This is a genomic window from Streptomyces sp. NPDC002602, assembly GCF_042889445.1.
Classification (GTDB): Bacteria; Actinomycetota; Actinomycetes; order Streptomycetales; family Streptomycetaceae; genus Streptomyces.
The window spans coordinates 207254-227006 of the sequence record NZ_JBIAQX010000005.1; the positions used below are offsets into that span (position 1 = coordinate 207254).

Below are 19753 nucleotides of genomic sequence, written 5' to 3' on the forward strand. Positions count from 1 at the left end.
CCGGCAGCACGCTGCGGAAACGCGTTTTTGAGCTGGCCCGGGAATCCGCTAGAGTTCAACACGTCGCCAGGGAGCGAAGGGGCAACACCCCGGAGCGAACACGGTGACCTGCGGACGTAGCTCAGTTGGTAGAGCACCACCTTGCCAAGGTGGATGTCGCGAGTTCGAGTCTCGTCGTCCGCTCGAAGTGGGGGATCATCTTCCCGAGAACCCCTGCGACTCCATGGTGGAGTGGCCGAGAGGCGAGGCAACGGCCTGCAAAGCCGTCTACACGGGTTCAAATCCCGTCTCCACCTCCAAGGACGATTAGCTCAGCGGGAGAGCGCTTCCCTGACACGGAAGAGGTCACTGGTTCAATCCCAGTATCGTCCACTGATCCGCAAGGATCCCCGCGCGATTAGCTCAGCGGGAGAGCGCTTCCCTGACACGGAAGAGGTCACTGGTTCAATCCCAGTATCGCGCACGCAGTATCATCGCAACACGTGCTTCACCTGCGGCCATCAAGCCGTTCCCGCGCGATTAGCTCAGCGGGAGAGCGCTTCCCTGACACGGAAGAGGTCACTGGTTCAATCCCAGTATCGCGCACCATCCGCCAAGCCCCGACCGTCTCGACGGTCGGGGCTTTCGCGTTGTCCCGGCGGGTGCGCCCGTCGGGTCGGCGGCCGGTCGGGGCCCGTGTGCGTACCGGGCCCCGGACTCGGCGCGCGGCGTCAGGAGGAGAACAGCATCCGGCCGAAGCCGCCGCGGTGGTGCTTGCCGTGACCATGGCCGTGGCCGTAGCCGCCGTGCTGCTGCGGGGCGCCCCAGGCCGGCGCCGGTGCGGGGGCTCCGTGCTGGGCCGCCGGGTAGGGGGCGGGCGGCGCGGCGGGCGGCGGGACCTGGCCGTACTGCTGGGAGGTGTACTGGGACTCCAGGCGGGTCAGCGCCTCCAGCTCGCCGTAGTCGAGGAAGATGCCGCGGCAGCCGCTGCACTGCTCGATCTGGACGCCGTTGCGGTTGTAGGTGTGCATCATCGCGTGACACTTCGGACACTGCATGACCGGATCAACTCCTCGCCGTGTACGTCGCCACCGGAGGGGTGCCCCGGTGGCGTGGGGCTCACCCTACGACGGAGGCTGCGGCTCCAACTCGGGCGGGAGGGCGGAAATTCGGGCACAGGAGTCCACCATCAGCCGCTCCCCCTCGTCGAGGTCCCGGTTCCCGGCCGCCGCCTTGGCCAGGGCGAGGGCGGCGGTCTGCACGGTCAGGGCCCGGGCGACGACGTCGAGTTCCGGCCAGGGGTCGGTGCCGGGGGCGCCGGCGGCGGGCCCGCCGGCGGCCCGGTAGGCGTCGAGGAAACACAACCAGTCCTCCGGGGCGAGCAGGCCGGCGGCGTACCAGGCCGCGGGGCGGGCCAGGTCCCAGGCGGGGACGCCGACCCCGAGGTCGTCCACGTCGATGAGCCGCCAGGCGCCGTCCGGGGCCGGGCAGCGCACCAGTTGCCCGAGGTGAAGGTCCCCGTGGCACAGGACCCCGCCGCGGGGCGGCTCCCCCTCCCCGCGCGCCCACCCGGGCAGGGTCCGCGCGGCGTTCCACACGGCCCGGGCGTCGACGGGGCACGGGAGGCCCCGGGGAACCCGCGGCGCGGCTTCGGGCAGGGCCTGGGCGAGGCGGTTCAGGGCGCGGGCGACCTTGGCCGGGCCGCGCATCGGCGGAACCGGTCCGGGGAGCGTGTGCACGGGGACGCGGTGGAGGGCCGCCAGGAGTCGGGCGACCTCCTCCCACGGGGCGTCCTCGGGGCGCGCGGGATCCACCGGGGCTCCGTACGGCCACAGCGAGACGGGGCGTCGAAGGACGTGGCCGGCCTCCACGGACAGCGGCGGCAGCAACACCTCGGCCAGCGCCCGCTCCCCCGCGATCCGCATCCGTACGGCGAGGCCGCCCCGGTCGGTGTCCTCGGCGTGCGCCTTGACCACGGCGGCGCCGCAGCGCACGACGGTGCCGTCGTCCCGATCGGCGAGGAGGACGTACGGGTGGGGCGGGGTGTCGGGCCAGACGGTGGAGGCGTACGCGGCGAGGGCCGCGGGCAGGCCCGCCGGCCGGTCGTTCAGCGGAACCATGCGGTCGTCCCGTCGATGTGGAGCAGGAAGTCGGCCACCGGCCCCGAGGGGGAGACGAGGGTCAGCGTCCGTGCGATGGGGGCGTACGCGGCGTCGAACCGTTCGCCGTAGACCTCGGCGGCCATCGTCTCCCGGACGGCGTCGAACCACGGCTTCACCTCGGCGAAGGCGGGCTCGGCGGTGAAGCGGCCGTACATCCAGGGGAAGTCGGTGTCCTCGACGGTGATCGTGCCGAGCAGCACGTCCTCGCGCATCAGGCGCCAGGTGGTGTCGTCCTGGGTCATGGTGGCCGGCTCCGGTGTCGCCCCGCCGCCGCCGGGCGCGACCGCGGTCCCAGGAGGAGGTTACGGACTCGGGTGCGGGTGTGGGCGTCCGGAGCGGTTCCGTGTCCCGCTCGTCGGCGGGGCCGGTCGCGTGAAAGTCGCGTGGTGTCGGGCACGTGGTGTCGGGCACGTGGTGTCGGGCACGTGGCGTCACCTCGCGTGGCGTCACATGGAAAGGCCCGTGAAAAAGGGTGCTGCCCGTCCGACTCCCCAGCCGTACGGGCAACACCCTTCACCTGCCGTCCGTCGCGCCCCCGTCCCCACGGGGTTCGACAGGCCGATGTCCCGGCCCGGGCCGCTCTCCCGGACCCGGGGCGCCGCTCAGCGCCCCAGCATCGCGCCCACGGACGACGCCTGTGCCGCCACCTGGTCAAATCCTCCGAAGACGAAGAGCAGGACGGCGGCCAGGGGGAGGACCATGGCGGCGGCCACCAGCGGGTGCCGCTTGCCGGACTCATGGCCGTTGAACGCGAATGCCTTGCGTCCCTGCCGTGCGATGTCCGCCATGGCCCTCTCCCTGTCGTTGGCAGCGGCGGGCTTGTGACCTCGGGGGACGAGTGCGCCACCCGCCGCTTGTCTTCAACACTAGGCGGCCGGCGGGCGCCTGGCCTCATGCCTCCGTACCCATTGGCAGGCCTCCAGGAGGATGACGGGGTCACCCCCCGCCTACTCCCCTGGGTGGAGATCGGCCACCCACTGTGAGGGTCATCCCGGAGGGGATGACCGGAGGGTAGTGACTTCGCTCACTTCCGTCACTCCCCGCACACGTGTGTCCTCCCGCGCGATGTGGATCAAGCCGGCGGCGACTCCGTGCGAGATCCGCTCCGGCACGGCTGCCGGATCCGCCCGGTTCGGGGCCAATCCCCTTGCGCGTACGGCCGTTTGGGCTTCCGTCGAACGGTGGGACGAAGCGCCGACGATTCGTCTGAACAACCCTCAAGTGGCTTGCCCCGCACTGACAATCGAATCTCCCGACGAGGGCGCGGCCTCTGAGCGCCGATGGCGGATGGTCCGTAAGCTGTGGCACGTCAGCAGGACGACCGGGCGGCGGGGTGGACATGGCGATGATGCGGCTCCGGCGCGAGGACCCGCGTGTCGTCGGTTCGTTCAGGCTGCACCGGCGCCTCGGCGCCGGCGGCATGGGCGTGGTCTACCTGGGATCCGACCGGCGTGGGCAGCGTGTCGCGCTCAAGGTCATCCGGCCGGATCTGGCCGAGGACCAGGAGTTCCGCTCCCGTTTCGCCCGCGAGGTGTCCGCCGCGCGGCGGATCCGGGGCGGGTGCACGGCGCGGCTGGTCGCCGCCGACCTGGAGGCCGAGCGGCCCTGGTTCGCGACCCAGTACGTTCCGGGACCCTCGCTGCACGACAAGGTGGCCGAGGAGGGCCCGCTCACGGCCGCGCAGATCGCCGCGATCGGCGCCGCGCTGTCGGAGGGCCTGGTCGCCGTGCACGAGGCCGGTGTCGTCCACCGCGACCTCAAGCCCTCGAACATTCTTCTGTCCCCCAAGGGGCCGCGGATCATCGACTTCGGGATCGCGTGGGCCACCGGGGCGAGCACCCTCACCCATGTGGGCACCGCCGTCGGCTCCCCCGGTTTCCTCGCGCCCGAGCAGGTGCGCGGGGCGGCCGTCACCCCCGCGACCGACGTGTTCTCCCTCGGCGCCACCCTCGCCTACGCGGCGACCGCCGACTCGCCCTTCGGGCACGGCAGTTCCGAGGTCATGTTGTACCGGGTGGTGCACGAGGAACCCCACCTCCAGGGTGTTCCGGACGCGCTCGCGCCGCTCGTGCGGGCCTGCCTGGCCAAGGATCCCGAGGAGCGGCCGAGCACCCTCCAGCTGTCGATGCGGCTGAAGGAGATCGCGGCGCGCGAGGCGCAGGGGCTGGGCGAGGCCCGGCCGCCCGTGCAGCGCCGTACGGAGCGCTCGCCCGCCGAGGAGTACGTCGACCAGCGGACCGAGCGTACGGGCGGCAACACGATCCCCCGGGCGACGGGGCCGCACGGCGGACCGCACTCGCGGCCCTCGTCCCCCCGCAACCCGGGCTCCACGGCGGGCCGTACGGGCGGCCGGCCGGCGCCGCGGACGACCGGGACGGGTCGGCGGCCGTCGCGGCCGGACCCGAGGCTGATGCGGCAGCGGCTCATCGTGTTCATCGTGGTGACGCTGGTCGTGGCGCTGGGGATCGCCGCCGCGCAGAAGCTGTAGCGGGGTCCCGCGGGGCGCCGGCCCGGCGGAACCCCGGGCGCTACGCCTGCGGGGACACGGGCGGGCGGGTCGCGTAGAAGGCGACGGCGGAGGCCGCCGCCACGTTGAGCGAGTCGATGCCCTCGGCCATGGGGATGCGTACCCACTCGTCGGCGGCCCGCAGGGCGTACGTGGACAGGCCGTGTCCCTCGGAACCGAGCATGATCGCGGAGCGCGCGAACCGCTCCGGCGGCACCTGGTCCAACGGGGTGGCCTTCTCGCTCGGCGTCATGGCGAGGATCCGGTAGCCCGCTTCGCGGACCTTCTCCAGGTCGGCGGGCCACTGGTCCAGGCGCGCGTACGGCACCGAGAAGACCGAGCCCATCGAGACCTTGATGGCGCGCCGGTACAGCGGGTCCGCGCAGTCCGGGGAGAGCAGTATGGCGCTGATGCCGAGGGCGGCGGCGCTGCGGAACGCGGCGCCCAGGTTGGCGTGGTCGACGAATCCCTCGAACACGCCGATCCGCTGCCCCGTCGACTCCCGCGCGAGCAGTTCCTCGGCGGTCGGCAGCGGCTTGCGCTGCATCGAGGCGAGGGCGCCGCGGTGCACGTGGTAGCCGGTGACGCGTTCGGCGAGCTCGGGGGTGACCGCGTAGACGGGGGCCGGGAGTTCGTCGATGACGTCGCGCATGACGTCGACCCACTTGGCGGACAACAGCATCGAACGCATCTCGTAACCGGCGTCCTTGGCCCGTCTGATGACCTTCTCGCCCTCGGCGATGAAGAGGCCTTCGGCGGGTTCTCGTCGACGTCTCAGTTCGACGTCGGTCAGGCCCGTGTAGTCGCGCAGGCGGGGGTCGTCGGGGTCTTCGACGGTGAGGAGATCTGCCACAGGGTGATACTGCCTTGTCCTGGGTGTGGTGCCAACGGCCCGGTCAGGCGCTGGGGGTGTGAACCGCGACGACCGCGCCGATCACGATGACCGCGGGCGGGCGGATCTCCTCGGCGCGCACCGTCTCCCCGACCGTGGCGAGGGTGGCGTCGACCCGGCGTTGGGCGGCGGTGGTGCCCTCCTGGACGACCGCGACGGGGGTGTCGGAGGGGCGGCCGTGGCGGATCAGGGCCTCGGCGATCAGGCCGATCTTGTCGACGCCCATGAGGATCACCAGGGTTCCGGTGAGCTTGGCGAGGGAGGCCCAGTCCACGAGCGAGCGCGGGTCGTCGGGGCCGACGTGGCCGCTGACGACGGTGAACTCGTGTGCCACGCCGCGGTGGGTGACCGGGATGCCGGCCGCGCCCGGGACGGAGATGGAGCTGGAGATGCCCGGCACGACGGTGCAGGGGATGCCGGCCTCCGCGAGGGCCTGGAGTTCCTCCATGCCGCGGCCGAAGACGTACGGGTCCCCGCCCTTGAGCCGGACCACGGCCTTGCCGGCCTTGGCGTGCTCGACCAGGGCGTTGTTGATGGCCTCCTGGGCCATGAAGCGGCCGTACGGGATCTTCGCGGCGTCGATGACCTCGACGTGCGGCGGGAGTTCGTCGAGCAGGTCGCGGGGGCCGAGCCGGTCGGCGATGACCACGTCGGCCTCGGCGAGGAGCCGGCGGCCGCGCACGGTGATCAGGTCGGGGTCGCCGGGACCGCCACCGACGAGGGCCACGCCGGGGGCGGACCGGTGTCGGTGGCCGGGGGCGGCCAGGGTGCCCTCGCGCAGGCCCTCCACGATCGCGTCGCGGACGGAGGCGGAGCGGCGGGGGTCGTTGCCGGTCAGCACGGCGACGGTGACGCCCTCGACGCGGCCGGTGGCCGGGGTCCAGGCGGTGGCCGCGGAGGCGTCGTCGGCGCGCACGCACCAGACGCGTTCGCGCTCGGCCTCGGCGGAGGCCCGCTCGTTGTCCTCGCGGTTCTGGGTGGCGATCAGGGCGTACCAGGCGCCGGCGAGGTCGCCGTCCTGGTAGCGGCGACGCTCCCAGCGGATCTCGCCCGTCTCCGCCATGGCGTCCACGGAGGGCGTGGCGGACGGGGAGATGAGCAGGACGTCGGCCCCGGCCGCGATGAGCGCGGGCAGGCGTCGCTGGGCGACTTGGCCACCGCCGATGACGACGACGCGGCGGCCGGCCAGGCGGAGTCCTACGGGGTAGGCGGGATGTGCCATGGCGGTGCGGCTCCTGATGCGGCGGGGTGAGGGCCGCTGCGGCGCTGAAGCGGCTGGTGGGGCGGGGTGTGGTGTGCCCGGGTCCACGATACGACCCGGTCGCCGACCGGTCCTTCCGGGGGCCGGTGCCCGGGCCCGCGGGGCGGGGTCGCATCGGAACCGCCCGGGTGGGCCCGGCGGGGGCGGACCGGGCCGGGGGCGGACCGGGCCGGGGGCGGACCGGGCCGGGGGCGGACCGGGCCGGGGGCGGACCGGGCCGGGGGCGGACCGGGCCGGGGGCGGACCGGCCCCGGCGCCCCGGGCGGGGCGTCGGGGCCGAGGCGGGCCGCTCCCCGGCCGGGGCCGGCTACTTCTCGGTGACGCCCGCCGAGTCGAACGTGGCGACCTCGTGCATCGCGCGGGCCGCGCTCTGCACCAGGGGCAGGGCCAGCAGGGCGCCCGTGCCCTCGCCGAGACGGAGGTCCAGGTCGACCAGGGGGCGCAGGCCCAGCTTGTTCAGGGCTGCCACGTGGCCCGGCTCCGCGCTGCGGTGGCCCGCGATGCACGCCGACAGGGCCTCCGGGGCGATGGCCCGGGCGACCAGGGCGGCCGCGCCGGCGCTCACGCCGTCCAGGATGACCGGCGTACGGAGCGAGGCCCCGCCGAGCAGGAGTCCGACGATCGCCGCGTGCTCCAGGCCGCCGATGGCCGCCAGGACGCCGATCGGGTCGGCCGGGTCGGGCTGGTGGAGTTCCAGGGCGCGCCGTACGACCTCGACCTTGCGGGCGTGCGTCTCGTCGTTGATGCCGGTGCCGCGTCCGGTGACCTCGCCGGGGTCCACGCCGGTGAAGACGGAGATCAGCGCCGCCGACACCGTGGTGTTCGCGATGCCCATCTCGCCGGTGAGCAGGGCCTTGTTGCCCGCGGCCACCAGGTCGCGGGCGGTCTCGATGCCGACCTCGATGGCGGCGATGGCCTCTTCGCGGGTCATCGCGGGGCCGACGGACAGGTCGGCGGTGCCCGGCCGCACCTTGCGCGGCAGGAGCCCGGGAGTGGCGGGGAGGTCCCCGGCGACACCGACGTCGATGACGCAGACCTCGGCGCCCACCTGGTTGGCGAAGGCGTTGCAGACCGCTCCGCCGCCGAGGAAGTTGGCCACCATCTGGGTGGTGACCTCCTGCGGCCAGGGGGTCACGCCCTGGGCGTGCACGCCGTGGTCGCCGGCGAAGATCGCGACGGCCGCGGGCTCCGGGATCGGGGGCGGGCAGACCCGCGACAGGCCGGCGAGTTGCGCGGAGATGATTTCGAGCATGCCCAGGGCCCCGGCGGGCTTGGTCATGCGCTTCTGTCGCTCCCAGGCCTCGCCGAGCGCCTTCGCGTCGAGCGGGCGGATGCCGGCGACCGTCTCGGAGAGCAGGTCGTGCGGTTCCGCGCCGGGCAGCGCGCGGCGCCCGTACGTCTCCTCGTGGACGACCCAGGCCAGCGGCCGGCGCTGGGACCAGCCGGCCTGTGCCAGCTCGGGCTCCTCGGGGAACTCGTCGACGTACCCGACGCACAGGTAGGCGACGACCTCCAGGTGCTCGGGCAGGCCCAGTTCGCGGACCATCTCGCGCTCGTCGAAGAAGCTGACCCAGCCGACGCCGATGCCCTCGGCGCGGGCGGCGAGCCAGAGGTTCTCGACGGCGAGGGCCGAGGAGTACGGGGCCATCTGCGGCTGCGTGTGGCGGCCCAGGGTGTGGCGGCCGCCGCGGGTCGGGTCGGCGGTGACGACGATGTTCACCGGGGTGTCGAGGATGGCCTCGATCTTGAGTTCCTTGAACTGCTTCGCCCGGCCCTTGGGGAGGGACTTGGCGTAGGCCTCGCGCTGGCGCTGGGCGAGTTCGTGCATGGTCCGGCGGGTCTCGGCGGACCGGATGACGACGAAGTCCCAGGGCTGGGAGTGACCGACGCTGGGGGCGGTGTGGGCCGCCTCCAGGACGCGCAGCAGCACCTCGTGCGGGATCGGGTCGGAGCGGAAGCCCTTGCGGATGTCGCGGCGTTCGCGCATGACCCGCTGGATGGCGTCGCGCTCGGCCTCGTCGTAGCCGGCGGGGGCGGCGGCGCGGGGCTCGAGGGCCCCGGACTCGACGGGTTCGACGGCCTCGGGGGCCTCCGGACTCTCGTCGGGCGCGACCGCGGCGGGGTGCTCGGGCTCGACGGGGTGTCCGGCCGCGTCCGGCTCCGGCTGTTCGGCGGGGGCGGCGGATTCGGCGGGTTCGGCGGGAGCCTCGGGCTGCGCGGGCTCGCTCGGCGCCTCGGGCGCGACCGGCGCCTCCGGGGCCACGGGGGCCTCGGGCTGGGCCGGCGCCTCGGGCGTGACGGCTTCGGCGGGCTCGGCCGGGAGCTCGACCGCCTCCGCGGCCTGGGGCTCGGCGGGCGCCGCCGCGGCTTCGGCGGTTTCCACGGCTTCGGCGGGCAGCGGCTCGGCCGGCGCCTCGACGGCCGCGGGTGCCTCGGGCTCGGCCGGCGCGGTCTCGACGGGCTGCGGGATCTCGGGCACGGCCTCCATCACCACGGGCTGGGGCTCGACCGCGACCGCCGGTTCCGGGGCGGCCTCGGGCTGCGGTGCGGGGGCCGTGGCGGCCTCCGCGGGCGCCGGGGCCTCCAGGACGTGGACGGGTGCGGGGACCTCGGCGGGCTCGGCCGGCTCGGCGGGGTCGACGGCCTCGGCCGCCGGCTCCGGGACGACGACGGGCTCGGGCTCGTTCGCGGTGACCGGCTCGGGGTCGGTCCGCTCGGCGACGGCCGGTTCGGACTCGGCGGGCAGCGCGGTCTCCGCCGGGGTCTCGGGGTCGGACTCCGCCGGGGCGGCGACGGCGGACTCCGCCTCGGGGGCCGGGAGCACCGGCTCCGCGGCCCACGGGGCGCCGGCCTGCAGCGGGATCTCGCCCGGCTCCGGCGCGGCGGGGGCGTCCTCGGCGCGCGGGATGTCCAGGTACTCGGGGCCCGTGGTCGGCGGTCCGGCCTGGCGGACCGGCATCGGCGTCACGGGGGTCTGCGGCGGGGCGGCCGGGCCCCGGTCGGCGAGGGAGCGTACGAGTCCGCCGGCCTCGGGGACGGGCGGGCCCATGTGCAGGGGGCGCCGGGAGGGGGTCGCGGGAGCCGGGGGGACGGGCGGCGCGGCCGGCGACGGGATCAGGAGGCCGCCGAGGTCGAGCGAACCGGAGTCCCGGCCACCGGCCTCGTGGGCGCCGGCGCTGTAGAAGGGCTCGGGCTGTCCGGCGTCGGGGAAGCCCGGGTGCGCGGGCTCGGCGTACGCGGGCGCGGCGGCGGCCTCGGTGTAGACGGGCGCGGGCTCGGTGTGCGCGGGCGCCGCCGGCTCGGGGAACCGGGGTGCGGCGGCGGGCTCGGCGTACAGCGGGGCCGCCGTGGAGTCGGCGTACGGGCCGGTCGGGGCCGCGGACTGCTGCGCGTACTCGTCGTACGCGGGGGCCGACTCGATCGGGAACGCCGGCGGCGGGACCAGTTGCGGATCGCTCCACGCGCCCTGGCCGCTCGGCATCAGCAGCAGTTCCTCGTCCTCCGGCTCGGCCGGATTGTCCACGAGGTCCTGGAAGGCGTAGCCCGCCGGGATCTGCGGCGGGACCGGGGCGGGGATGCTCTGCTGATCCACCATGCCCGCGTTGTCCGGGTGGCCCTCGCCCGGAACCTGGCCGGTGTCAGTCATGCGTACCCCTCGCCCATCGGTGTTGCCTTTTCGATCGCCCGACGCCCACGTGACCAACGAGCGGGGCCGCCGTGCGTCGCGTTCGCGTCTCGCCCGTACGCACGACAACCACTGAGCATTGTCGCGCCAGCCGGCCGCCGTGTCGGCCGGAAATCACCGCGGTCCGTTGTGGACTGCGCCACGTCGCGCGGTCCGCGGGCGGTACAGCCGATCGGTCAGCCTACCCCGGCCCCTTCCTCAGGTCCTGTCCGGGCGGTTCGCCGGACGTTCGGCGGCCAGCAGGAAGACGACGGAGCGCTGCCGTTCGGTCCAGGAGCGGGTGTCGAGGCCGACGGACTGGAGCAGCGCGCACTCGACGGCGTACCCGTGTTCGGTGAGGGTGCGGCCGATGGCCTCGGCCTCGTCGCGGGTCGAGGCGTGGCTGACGATCCGCTCGGGGCGCCGGTCCGCGACGGCGGCGACGACCTCGGCTCCGCCTCCGCCGACCCGGACGACGTCGGGTTCGGGAAGGTCTTCGAGGACGTGGGGCGCGCGGCCGTTCACGATCTGGAGCTGTGTGCCCCGGCCGCGTGCGGCGGTGACGAGGCGGGCGCAGGCGTGCGGGTCCGCGTCGACGGCGATGACGGCGGCCCCGAACGCGGCGGCGTCCAGGGCGAGGGTGCCGGAGCCGGTGCCGATGTCCCAGACGAGGTCGCCGGGGCGCGGCCCGAGTCGGGCGAGCTGGGCGGCCCGCAGCAGGGCGGACTCGCCCTCTCCGGTGTCGGCTTGCGGTCGGGCCCAGCCCCGGTCGCCTCCGGAGGGGACGCCCTGGCCGAGGAGCCAGCCGGGGTCGGCCGCGCCGCCGGCCTGGGCGGCGCCGCCGATGACGATGACGACGTTGGGGTCGCGCCAGGTGTGGTCGGCGACCCGGTCGGAGGTGAGGACGGTGACCCGTTCCCGTTCGGTGCCGAGTTCCTCGCAGATGACGAAGGTCCGGTGGACTCCGCCGAGCAGCAGGGCCAGTTCGGCGGGGCCCGCTCCGGGTGAGGTGAGGACGGCGACCTTGCCGTGGGCGCGGCAGACGTTGACGGCGCGGCGCAGGGTGCGGGGGTGGGCCACGACGACCTGGGCGTCGTCCCAGGGCATTCCGGCGCGGGCGAAGGCGGCGGCCACGGCCGAGACGGCGGGGACCACCTCGACTTCGAGGCCGTGTTCGGGGGCGCGCAGGGTGCGTACGACTCCGAAGAAGCCGGGGTCGCCGTCGGCCAGGACCACGGCGGTGCCGCGGTGGCCTGCGATCCGGCGGGCGGCGAGGCCGAGGCTGCCGAGGCGGATGCGTTCCGCGCCCGGGGGGACCTCGGGGAGCGCGAGGTGGTGGGCCGCGCCGGCCACGAGGGTGGCGGCGGAGAGCGCGGACCGGGCGGCCGCGGTCAAGGGCGAACCGTCCCAGCCGATCACCGTGACCCGGTCGGCCATCGTCGTCAGTCTCCTGGGATGTGTCGGGGGGCGGGCACGGTGAGACTACCTGGTCATCGGGTCAGTTCCAGTCGGCCCCGACGGGGTATCCGCTCGCGTCGGCGCGCCGCCCGAACGCGTACTGGTCCCCGTGGCCGGGGTAGCCGTCGTAGCCCTCGCCGTCGTCGAGGTCCTCGGGGACCAGGCCCCAGACGATGAGGTCGCTGCGGGTCCCGGTCCAGCCTCCGGCGCCGGTCTGGGTGCGCACTATGCAGGCGTTGCGCAGGACGCCCTCGCTGATGCAGCCGATCTTCTGGGCGACCTGCTGGGAGGCGGCGTTGTCGGCGGCCGTGCGCAGTTCGAGGCGTTCGAACCCCCGGTCGCGGAAGAGCCATTGGGCGACGGCGAGCACGGATTCGCTCGCGTAGCCCTCGCCCCGGGCCCAGGGGGCGGTGACGTAGCCGACCTCGGTGGTGAGGGTCCGCCAGTCGGTGTTCATCAGGCGGACGAAGCCGACGAGGCGGTGGGTGAGGAACTCGGTGACGGCCAGGACGATCCCGCGGCCCTCGGTGCGTTCGGCGTGGGAGTCGCGGGTGGCCCAACGGTGCGCGTCGGCATGGGTGTAGGGCTGCGGGGCGCTGGTCCAGGCGGTGACGTGCTCGTCGTTCATCATCTCGGCGAGTGCGGTGACGTCCTCCACCTCGAAGGGGCGCAGCACCAGCCGGTCCGTGCTGATGGTGACGTCCGGGAAGGTGGTAGTCATGCGCAGCTCCATGCCTGAGACCGTGGTGCGACCGTGGTGCAGTGCGCCGTGGGGCAGTGCGACCGTGTTGCGGGACCGTTTGTGCGGGTCGTAGGCCACAGCATGCAGCATCGGCCGCGGGTTGTGCAGGGCCGGGTTGCCCGGAAGCGGGCAGCGCGCGGCCCCGCACGCCGGCGGGGGCGTGCGGGGCCGAAGTACCGCTGTGGGTCAGGCCTTCGGGGCGCCGAAGGCGGAGACGACCGAGCCCTGGTACTTCTCCTCGATGAACTTCTTGACCTCGTCGGAGTTCAGGAGCTTGGCGAGCTTCTGGACGCGCGGGTCGTTCTGGTTCCCGTCCTTGACGGCGAGGAAGTTGGCGTAGGGGTTGCCCTCGGGCTTCTCCAGGACCAGCGCGTCCTTGGCGGGCGCCAGGTTGGCCTCGATGGCGTAGTTGCCGTTGATGACGGCGGCGTCCACGTCGTTCAGGGCGCGCGGGACCGTGGCGGCCTCCAGCTCCTTGAACTCCAGGCCCTTCTTGTCGGTGATGTCGGACAGCTTGGCGCTGGTGCCGACACCCTCCTTGAGGGTGATCAGGTTGTTGGTGGCGAGCAGTTGGAGCGCGCGGCCCTCGTTGGTGGTGTCGTTGGGGACGGCGATGGTCTGGCCGGCCTTGATGTCACCGATGGCCTTGATCTTCTTGGAGTAGAGGCCGAGGGGCTCCAGGTGCACGTTCACGACGGGCACGATGTGCGTGCCGTTCTTCTTGTTGAAGTCGTCGAGGTACGGCTTGTGCTGGAAGAAGTTGCCGTCGACCTGGCCCTGCTCGGTGGCGGTGTTGGGCAGGACGTAGTCCGTGAACTCCTTCACCTCCAGCTTGAGGCCGTCCTTGGCCGCCAGCTTGTCCTTGACGAAGTTCAGGATGTCGGCGTGCGGGCTCGGGGACGCGGCGATGACCAGCGCCTTGCTCTCGTCCGCCTTGCCGCCGTCGGTCTTGGCGGAGGACGGGTCCGAGGAGCTGCCGCAGGCGGTGAGGCCGAGGGCGAGCGCGGCGGACGCGGCGGCGAAAGCGGTGAGCTTGATGTTCTTACGCACGAAGAGTGCCTTTCATTGCTTGCAAGGGCGCGGATCGCGCGCGGTTCTTGCGGGGTGGTGGCCCAAGCACGACAAGTGCGGGCTCTCTGGGGGTGGGGGGTCTGGGGGGGGTCAGGCCGTGCGGCCGCGGCGGGCGAGGAGGCGTACGGCGCCGTCGCCGATCAGCTGGATCACGGTGACGAGGGCGATCAGGACCACGACGGTGGCGACCATGAAGCCGGTCTCGAACCGCTGGAAGCCGTACGTGATGGCCTTGGAGCCGAGCCCCTCGCCGCCGACGGCGCCCGCCATGGCGGAGTAGCCGACGAGGGTGATCACGGTGGTGGTGACGCCGGCGATCAGGGAGGGCAGGGCCTGGGGCAGCAGGACCTTGCCGACCAGGGTCGGTACGCCGCCGCCCATGGACTCGACGGCCTCGACGAGGCCGTGGTCCACCTCGCGGACGGCCGTCTCGACGAGCCGCGCGAAGAAGGGGATGGCACCGATGGCGAGCGGGACGATCATGGCGGTGGGGCCGATGAAGGTGCCGACGACCGCCGTGGTGACCGGGATCAGGAAGATCAGCAGGATGATGAACGGCAGCGAGCGGCCGATGTTCACGATCACGCCGAGGACCTTGTTCAGCGGCTGGTTGCGCAACAGGCCGCCCTTGTCGGTGAGGACGAGGAGGATGCCGATGGGCAGGCCGCCTACGACGGTCACCAGGGTGGACCACAGGACCATGTAGAGGGTGTCGTACGTGCCCTGGGTGAGCAGGGGCTGCATTTCGGACCAGGTCACTTGGCACCTTCCTTGACCAGTGCGTCGGTGATCGTGTTCACCGCGGTCTGTACGTCCTCGACCTCGTCGACCACCTCGATCTGGAGGCCCTGCTCCCGGAGGAAGCCCACGGGGACCACGTTGTCCTCGTAGCGGCCGGGCAGCTCGATCCGCATGCGGCCGATCTGCTTGCCGCCGACGGTGTCCATCGCGGCACCGAGGATCGATATGTCGATGTTGTAGGTCCGCGAGAGCTGGGAGATGACCGGGCGGGTCGCCGCCTCGCCGTGGAAGGTGACGTCGACGACCGTGCGGTCGGGGCCGGTGGCGGCGCCGCTGACCGGGAACAGCTCGGTGGCCAGCTCGGAGCCGGGGGTCGCCAGCAGTTCCGAGACGGTGCCGGACTCGATGACCCGGCCGTTCTTCATGAGCGCGGCGGAGTCGCAGACGGCCTTGACCACGTCCATCTCGTGGGTGATCAGGAGGACGGTCAGGCCGAGCTGCCGGTTGAGGTCGCGCAGCAGTTGCAGGATCGAGCGGGTGGTCTCGGGGTCCAGGGCGCTGGTGGCCTCGTCCGAGAGCAGCACCTTGGGGTCGCCGGCCAGGGCGCGGGCGATGCCGACGCGCTGCTTCTGGCCGCCGGAGAGCTGGGCGGGGTAGGCCTTGGCCTTGTCGGCGAGGCCCACGAGGTCGAGGAGCTCGACGGCCTTGCGCGAGCGCTCGCGGCCGGAGATCCCGAGGATCTCCAGGGGCAGCTCGATGTTGGCCTGCACGGTGCGCGAGGACAGCAGGTTGAAGTGCTGGAACACCATGCCGATGCGGCTGCGGGCCTCGCGGAGTTCCTTGCCGGCTCGCCGGCCGCGGCCGGCGAGGGCGGTGAGGTCCACGCCGTCGACGGTGACGGTGCCGGCGGTGGGGCGCTCCAGCAGGTTCACGCAGCGGATGAGGGAGGACTTGCCGGCGCCGCTCTGGCCGATGACTCCGTAGACCTCGCCCTCGCGGACGTGGAGATCGACGCCGTCCAGGGCGGTGACCTCGCGGTCACGGGACTGGTAGACCTTCGTGAGGCCCGATGTGGTGATCACAGGGAATTCCGTCGCTGTCGAGTGCACGGCGGTGCGGTGTGCCGTGCACGGGGCAAACATCAGGGGGCGCGTCACGGGACGAACCATCACGAATCGGCGATGGCGGCGCGTGCGCGGGGCAGGAGCGTTCCGGGTGTCACACGGTGGTGCCGGACGGGGCTCGGCCGGTCTCGCTTCGGGGCGCGAGACTGCTGGGAGGGGGCCCTCAGAAGGCGCGCATTCGACACATACAACGAGCACCGGGCGTCGTGGTCGCCTCGGTCGCAAGGGTGCGGCTGCTCGTCGTGGTCATGGCCCCAGTAAAGCAGACCTGTCACGTGACCGATCAATGCCGTCCGAATAGCGGACGAATATCGACCACATTCCGGACAGCGTCGATCAGTCCCGGCCGGCCGTCCGGATCGTCACACCGGCGGCCTCGACCTGCGCCGACACGGCCGAGAGGCCCCGCACGACCATGTCCGCAGCGAGCTCCGCGGTGGTGTGCGTTGTGGTCAAGGCCACGATCCGCATGCCGGCCGCCCGACCGGCGGCGGGGCCGGGCCGGGCCGGCGGCGGGGCCGGCTCGAAACCCACGCGGCGGGCCGATTCCATGGACGGGACCGGGGCCCCGTCGTTGTCGAACAGCGGGGCGTCGACGCGCGTGACGCAGGCACCCGCGGGTGTGACGCAGGCGCCTGCGGGTGTTGTCGTGCGCGTCTCCGGGCTTCGCGCCCTCCGGGAAGGCCCGCGCCGAGGGGTGAGCGCATCGGGTCTTTCGGCCCGTAATACCCTCGCTGCATGCTCGACGCCCTGACGGTCGCCATCGGTGTGGCCGCACTCGCCCTCGCCGCCTGGTGCGGTCACGCCGCACTGCGGGACCAGCCGACCAAGGACTGGCACTTCATCGGCATGGCCGTGGTGACCGTGCTGGTCCTGGCCCAGCTGGTGATCGGCCTGGTGCTGTTGGGTCGGGGCGAGAAGGCCGACGAGGGCACGGTGATCTTCGTGGCCTACCTGCTGGGCGCCTTCGCGGCGGTCCCGGCCGCCGGGATGCTCTCGCTCACCGAGCGGACCAAGTGGGGTTCGGTGACGGTGGCCGCGGGCGCGGTCGTCCTGGCCGTGCTCGAAGTACGCCTCTACGACATCTGGGGAACCGCCGGTGCCTGACATGCCCGACACCGATTCCGCCGCGGCCCCGCCGACCGGGGCGCGCGAGCGGCTGGTCTCCGGGCCGGGCCTGCTGCTGGTCTGGCTGTACGGGGTGATCACGGTCGGCGCGGTCTCGCGTTCGGCCTACCAAATCTCCACCGAGTTCGACCGGGCCCCGCTGCCGTACGCCCTGTCGGCGGTGGCCGCGCTGGTCTACGCCTTCATCACGTACTCACTGGTGCGCGGCGGGGAAACGGCCCGCAAGGCGGCGCGGATCTGCTGCGCCGCCGAGCTGACCGGCGTACTCGTCGTGGGCACCTGGACGCTGGTGGAACCGGATGCCTTCCCCGACGCGACCGTGTGGTCGAACTTCGGCATGGGCTACCTGTTCATCCCGGTGATCCTGCCGATCACCGGAATGCTCTGGCTGCGCCGGCGCCGACAGGGCTGAGCGGAAGGCCCCGACCGACGGTGACGGTCGACCGACCCGGGCGAGGGGCGGCCGACCGGCGGTGACGGGAGGTCAGGCGCTGACGGCGAAGTCCGAGGCGTCCTTCGCGTCCTTCTCCAGGATCACCAGGTGCACGCCGTCGGAGGCGGTGCGGTCGCCGACCCGGGTGTAGCCCGCCTTGCGGTACAGCCGCAGGTTGGCCTCGCTCTTGTGGCCGGTGTGCAGCCGGAAGCGGCTGGTCTCGCCGTCGCCCGTGAGCGCCGCCTCGACCGCGCGCAGCAGGCGGGCGCCGAGGCCGTGGCCCTGGAGGCGGGGGTGGACGCAGAGCTTGGCGATCCGGCCCGTGCCGTCCTCGTCCACATTGCCGCGGACGGTGCCGACGACCTCGTCGCCGAGGCGGGCGACCAGAACGGTGTCCGTCTCCAGCTCCGACTTGAGGGAGTCGAGCGACTGGGTGAGCGGTTGGATGAGGTAGTTGCCGTACAGCTCGGCCTCGCTCTGGAACGCCAGGTATTGGAGCTTGAAGATCTGCTCCGCATCCTCGGCGGCCGCCGCCGAAATGGTCACACTCATACCCATGTGCGCATGCCTCCCGCTCACCTGGTGGCCCGTTGGTCTATCGCTCCCTTCCCCGCAGGTCAGGAGCCGCAACCTCTGCAGCCAGCATTCTGCGCAGACATCCCAGGCAACGGGAACGTACGGGTCCCAAACTTCCTTGTGAGATACCCAACTCTCCTGCGATTTCACGGTAGGTGAGATCCCTGGGCGAAAGAAGTGCCCCTATGAGTTCCGGACAGCGTCCGGGCAACCGGGCGACAGCCGATCGGAGGACGCGGTTGACCTCCCCGTGCAGGGCGGCGTCCTCCGGTTCGGCGCCGGCGCTGCCGGGGCGGGCCCTGTAGGGGACTTCGCGCCGTGCCCGGCGGCGCGCCCCGCGCGCCTCGGCGCGCACCGCCCGGCGCAGCCAGCTCGCGCGGTCGGCGGGCTCCGGGGCGGGTCCGCCCTCCAGCAGCCGCACCCAGACGGCTTGTTCCAGGTCGGCCGCGTCCACCCCGGCGGCCGGGGCCTCCGCGGCCGCCTCGGCGGAGAGCAGCGGTCCCAGTTCGTTCAGGAGGTCGGCGTCCTTCAGCAGGTCCATGCCGGGCGGGACGCGGGGGTCCCGCCCGGCGGTTTCCGGACCGGACCCGGAACACTCGTACGAGAAACTCCGCGTGCCCGTTGACGCGTTCGGCCGGAGTTCCCTCGGGAGCGGGCCCGGGCTACCGCTGTCCGCCGCGGCCCGGGCGGAAGTCCTCGGCCGCGAGCAGCCCGGTGTCCGGGTTGTCGGTGAAGATCCCGTCGATGCCCAGTTCGAAGTACTTCCGGAAGGCGCCGAAGGCGTCGCCGTACTCGGCCGGGTCGGTGCCCTTGCGGTATTCGGTCGGCAGGAAGCCGTTCTCGTTCCGCGCGGTGTAGGGGTGCAGCACCAGTCCGCGCGCGTGGGCGTCGCGCACCAGTGTGGTGGGGGTGCCGAGGCTGCCGTCCGCGGTGCGCGGCACGATCAGGTCGAGGGTCGGGCCGATCCCCTGGGCGAAGCCAGCGATCCACTTAAGACCTTCGGGCGTGACCAGGTCGGCGACCGTGCGCGGGTCGCCGGCGACCTCGAAGTCCCACGGGCGGGTGTTCGCGGCCGACAGCAGCACCACGCGGGGCGCCGAGACCAGTCGGGCGAGCCGCCGGATGCTGGACGGTTCGAACGACTGGAGGAAGAGGGGCGCGTCGCGGCCGTCGCGGCCGTACCGGCGCAGCAGACGGGCCAGCGGCTCCTCCAGGCCGAGGCCCAGCCCCCGGAAGTAGGTGGGGTGCTTGGTCTCGACGTGCAGCCAGATCCGCCTGCCGCGCCGTTCGCCCTCGCGGTCCGCCCAGCGCAGTACTTCCTCGAAGGTGGGCACGGTCCACCGGCCGTCGTAGAGGGTGTTGCGCCGGCGGACGGCGGGGATGCGTTCCTTGGCGCGCAGCGTCTTCAGTTCGGCGAGGGTGAAGTCCTCGGTGAACCAGCCCGTGACGGAGACCCCGTCGACGGTTTTGGTGGCGCGCCGGGACGCGAAGGCGGGGTGGTCGGCGACGTCGGTGGTGCCGCCGATCTCGTTCTCGTGACGGCACACGAGGTGGCCGTCCTTGGTGGGGACGAGGTCCTGCTCGATGACGTCGGCGCCCAGGTCGAGGGCCAGCCGGTACGAGCCCAGGGTGTGCTCGGGCCGGTAGCCCGAGGCGCCCCGGTGGCCGATGACCGTCGGGACGGGGAGGTCCCGGTAGCCGCCGCGCCCCGTGCCCGCGGTCGCCGCCGCCGCGGTCGGCGCCTGGAGTCCGACGAGTCCGCCTCCCGCCGCCAGGACCGCCGCTCCCAGTACCGCGCGCCGCGCCGTCCCACCCTGCGTCATGACCGCCACTCCCCGTTCGGACAAGGGCCGGTGGTCCCGGGGCCTCGGTTGGCCCGGTGTCAGACGGCCCGAATCGGCGTGCCGATGGTAGGCAGCGGTCGATGGCCCGGAGGGGCCGACTGGCCGAATTTGGCGCGAACGCGCGTCAACACTGCGTATCCGACACGTGAACCCGATGTGCGATCAGTGATGA

Annotated in this window: 18 protein-coding genes, 5 tRNA genes and 1 pseudogene; 8 read left to right on the forward strand and 16 right to left on the reverse strand. The window is 73.1% G+C overall.

Annotated features, from left to right (window positions below; all coding sequences use genetic code 11):
• Positions 1-110 precede the first annotated feature (110 nt).
• The 5 genes from ACFYW3_RS17090 (at position 111) to ACFYW3_RS17110 (ending at position 588) form a co-directional block, all read left to right on the forward strand.
• Positions 111-183 (forward strand) — tRNA-Gly (locus ACFYW3_RS17090).
• 42 nt (positions 184-225) lie between these two features.
• A tRNA-Cys gene (locus tag ACFYW3_RS17095) sits at positions 226-299 on the forward strand.
• A 1-nt stretch (position 300) separates the two neighbouring features.
• Positions 301-372 (forward strand) — tRNA-Val (locus ACFYW3_RS17100).
• Positions 373-391: 19 nt separating this feature from the next.
• Positions 392-463, forward strand: a tRNA-Val gene (locus ACFYW3_RS17105).
• A gap of 50 nt (positions 464-513) precedes the next feature.
• Positions 514-588: transfer RNA gene (locus ACFYW3_RS17110), tRNA-Val, on the forward strand.
• A gap of 122 nt (positions 589-710) precedes the next feature.
• On the opposite strand, the gene ACFYW3_RS17115 is transcribed toward ACFYW3_RS17110, so the two are convergent.
• The 4 genes from ACFYW3_RS17115 to ACFYW3_RS17130 all read right to left on the reverse strand — a co-directional run bounded on the left by ACFYW3_RS17115 (position 711) and on the right by ACFYW3_RS17130 (position 2929).
• Positions 711-1037, reverse strand: coding sequence for a zf-TFIIB domain-containing protein (locus ACFYW3_RS17115; protein ID WP_351760867.1), 327 nt, complete (start codon positions 1035-1037; stop codon positions 711-713).
• 66 nt (positions 1038-1103) lie between these two features.
• Complete coding sequence (locus tag ACFYW3_RS17120) at positions 1104-2099, reverse strand: phosphotransferase (protein WP_351760864.1); 996 nt, start codon at positions 2097-2099, stop codon at positions 1104-1106.
• Positions 2087-2383, reverse strand: coding sequence for a hypothetical protein (locus tag ACFYW3_RS17125; protein ID WP_389386661.1), 297 nt, complete (start codon positions 2381-2383; stop codon positions 2087-2089). The genes ACFYW3_RS17120 and ACFYW3_RS17125 overlap by 13 nt, the downstream gene beginning before the upstream one ends.
• A gap of 360 nt (positions 2384-2743) precedes the next feature.
• Positions 2744-2929 carry a hypothetical protein gene (locus tag ACFYW3_RS17130; RefSeq protein ID WP_053684373.1) on the reverse strand — a complete coding sequence of 62 codons (186 nt, stop codon included), beginning with the start codon at positions 2927-2929 and terminating at the stop codon, positions 2744-2746.
• 551 nt (positions 2930-3480) lie between these two features.
• Between ACFYW3_RS17130 and ACFYW3_RS17135 the strand changes: the two are divergent.
• Positions 3481-4651, forward strand: a pseudogene (locus ACFYW3_RS17135) (serine/threonine-protein kinase); the annotation flags it as partial.
• Between the two features lie 18 nt (positions 4652-4669).
• Here the strand turns inward: ACFYW3_RS17135 and ACFYW3_RS17140 are convergent.
• The 9 genes from ACFYW3_RS17140 to ACFYW3_RS17180 all read right to left on the reverse strand — a co-directional run bounded on the left by ACFYW3_RS17140 (position 4670) and on the right by ACFYW3_RS17180 (position 16134).
• Complete coding sequence (locus ACFYW3_RS17140) at positions 4670-5500, reverse strand: RNA methyltransferase (protein WP_351760859.1); 831 nt, start codon at positions 5498-5500, stop codon at positions 4670-4672.
• Positions 5501-5543: 43 nt separating this feature from the next.
• Positions 5544-6761, reverse strand: coding sequence for a uroporphyrinogen-III C-methyltransferase (gene cobA, locus ACFYW3_RS17145; RefSeq protein WP_389386662.1), 1218 nt, complete (start codon positions 6759-6761; stop codon positions 5544-5546).
• A gap of 346 nt (positions 6762-7107) precedes the next feature.
• Positions 7108-10446 (reverse strand): nicotinate-nucleotide--dimethylbenzimidazole phosphoribosyltransferase, encoded by a 3339-nt coding sequence (cobT, locus tag ACFYW3_RS17150; protein WP_389386663.1) that lies wholly within the window; start codon positions 10444-10446, stop codon positions 7108-7110.
• A gap of 237 nt (positions 10447-10683) precedes the next feature.
• The gene (cbiE, locus tag ACFYW3_RS17155) at positions 10684-11901 is read right to left on the reverse strand and encodes a precorrin-6y C5,15-methyltransferase (decarboxylating) subunit CbiE (RefSeq protein ID WP_351760851.1); all 1218 of its coding nucleotides are present in this window, start codon (positions 11899-11901) and stop codon (positions 10684-10686) included.
• A 61-nt stretch (positions 11902-11962) separates the two neighbouring features.
• On the reverse strand, positions 11963-12643 hold the full coding sequence (locus tag ACFYW3_RS17160) for a GNAT family N-acetyltransferase (RefSeq protein ID WP_351760917.1): 681 nt from the start codon (positions 12641-12643) through the stop codon (positions 11963-11965).
• A gap of 207 nt (positions 12644-12850) precedes the next feature.
• Positions 12851-13714: a MetQ/NlpA family ABC transporter substrate-binding protein gene (locus ACFYW3_RS17165; RefSeq protein WP_351760848.1), complete on the reverse strand. Its 864-nt coding sequence runs from the start codon at positions 13712-13714 to the stop codon at positions 12851-12853.
• Between the two features lie 111 nt (positions 13715-13825).
• Positions 13826-14494 carry a methionine ABC transporter permease gene (locus ACFYW3_RS17170; RefSeq protein ID WP_351375401.1) on the reverse strand — a complete coding sequence of 223 codons (669 nt, stop codon included), beginning with the start codon at positions 14492-14494 and terminating at the stop codon, positions 13826-13828.
• Positions 14491-15558, reverse strand: a complete 1068-nt coding sequence (locus ACFYW3_RS17175) for an ATP-binding cassette domain-containing protein (RefSeq protein WP_351760845.1) — start codon at positions 15556-15558, stop codon at positions 14491-14493. The genes ACFYW3_RS17170 and ACFYW3_RS17175 overlap by 4 nt, the downstream gene beginning before the upstream one ends.
• A 378-nt stretch (positions 15559-15936) precedes the next feature.
• Complete coding sequence (locus ACFYW3_RS17180) at positions 15937-16134, reverse strand: hypothetical protein (RefSeq protein WP_389386664.1); 198 nt, start codon at positions 16132-16134, stop codon at positions 15937-15939.
• Positions 16135-16338: 204 nt separating this feature from the next.
• Here ACFYW3_RS17180 and ACFYW3_RS17185 point away from each other — a divergent pair, with 204 nt between their 5' ends.
• Both ACFYW3_RS17185 and ACFYW3_RS17190 read left to right on the forward strand, forming a co-directional pair.
• Complete coding sequence (locus tag ACFYW3_RS17185; protein WP_351760842.1) at positions 16339-16707, forward strand: hypothetical protein; 369 nt, start codon at positions 16339-16341, stop codon at positions 16705-16707.
• Between the two features lies 1 nt (position 16708).
• Positions 16709-17140 (forward strand): hypothetical protein, encoded by a 432-nt coding sequence (locus ACFYW3_RS17190; protein WP_351760839.1) that lies wholly within the window; start codon positions 16709-16711, stop codon positions 17138-17140.
• A 72-nt stretch (positions 17141-17212) separates the two neighbouring features.
• Here the strand turns inward: ACFYW3_RS17190 and ACFYW3_RS17195 are convergent, their stop codons facing one another.
• The 3 genes from ACFYW3_RS17195 to ACFYW3_RS17205 all read right to left on the reverse strand — a co-directional run bounded on the left by ACFYW3_RS17195 (position 17213) and on the right by ACFYW3_RS17205 (position 19560).
• Positions 17213-17719, reverse strand: a complete 507-nt coding sequence (locus ACFYW3_RS17195; RefSeq protein WP_389386665.1) for a GNAT family N-acetyltransferase — start codon at positions 17717-17719, stop codon at positions 17213-17215.
• 37 nt (positions 17720-17756) lie between these two features.
• On the reverse strand, positions 17757-18278 hold the full coding sequence (locus ACFYW3_RS17200) for a sigma-70 family RNA polymerase sigma factor (protein WP_389386666.1): 522 nt from the start codon (positions 18276-18278) through the stop codon (positions 17757-17759).
• A 121-nt stretch (positions 18279-18399) separates the two neighbouring features.
• Entirely contained in the window at positions 18400-19560 is a 1161-nt protein-coding gene (locus ACFYW3_RS17205) for a glycerophosphodiester phosphodiesterase (protein WP_389386667.1), read from the reverse strand.
• Positions 19561-19753 lie beyond the last annotated feature (193 nt).

Coding starts and splice junctions, on each gene's coding strand:
- ACFYW3_RS17115 (WP_351760867.1), bottom strand. CDS start 1,037: ATGCAGTGTCCGAAGTGTCACGCGATGATGCACACCTACAACCGCAAC.
- ACFYW3_RS17120 (WP_351760864.1), bottom strand. CDS start 2,099: ATGGTTCCGCTGAACGACCGGCCGGCGGGCCTGCCCGCGGCCCTCGCC.
- ACFYW3_RS17125 (WP_389386661.1), bottom strand. CDS start 2,383: ATGACCCAGGACGACACCACCTGGCGCCTGATGCGCGAGGACGTGCTG.
- ACFYW3_RS17130 (WP_053684373.1), bottom strand. CDS start 2,929: ATGGCGGACATCGCACGGCAGGGACGCAAGGCATTCGCGTTCAACGGC.
- cobA (WP_389386662.1), bottom strand. CDS start 6,761: ATGGCACATCCCGCCTACCCCGTAGGACTCCGCCTGGCCGGCCGCCGC.
- cobT (WP_389386663.1), bottom strand. CDS start 10,446: ATGACTGACACCGGCCAGGTTCCGGGCGAGGGCCACCCGGACAACGCG.
- cbiE (WP_351760851.1), bottom strand. CDS start 11,901: ATGGCCGACCGGGTCACGGTGATCGGCTGGGACGGTTCGCCCTTGACC.
- ACFYW3_RS17160 (WP_351760917.1), bottom strand. CDS start 12,643: ATGACTACCACCTTCCCGGACGTCACCATCAGCACGGACCGGCTGGTG.
- ACFYW3_RS17185 (WP_351760842.1), top strand. CDS start 16,339: ATGCTCGACGCCCTGACGGTCGCCATCGGTGTGGCCGCACTCGCCCTC.
- ACFYW3_RS17190 (WP_351760839.1), top strand. CDS start 16,709: ATGCCCGACACCGATTCCGCCGCGGCCCCGCCGACCGGGGCGCGCGAG.
- ACFYW3_RS17195 (WP_389386665.1), bottom strand. CDS start 17,719: ATGGGTATGAGTGTGACCATTTCGGCGGCGGCCGCCGAGGATGCGGAG.
- ACFYW3_RS17200 (WP_389386666.1), bottom strand. CDS start 18,278: ATGGACCTGCTGAAGGACGCCGACCTCCTGAACGAACTGGGACCGCTG.
- ACFYW3_RS17205 (WP_389386667.1), bottom strand. CDS start 19,560: ATGACGCAGGGTGGGACGGCGCGGCGCGCGGTACTGGGAGCGGCGGTC.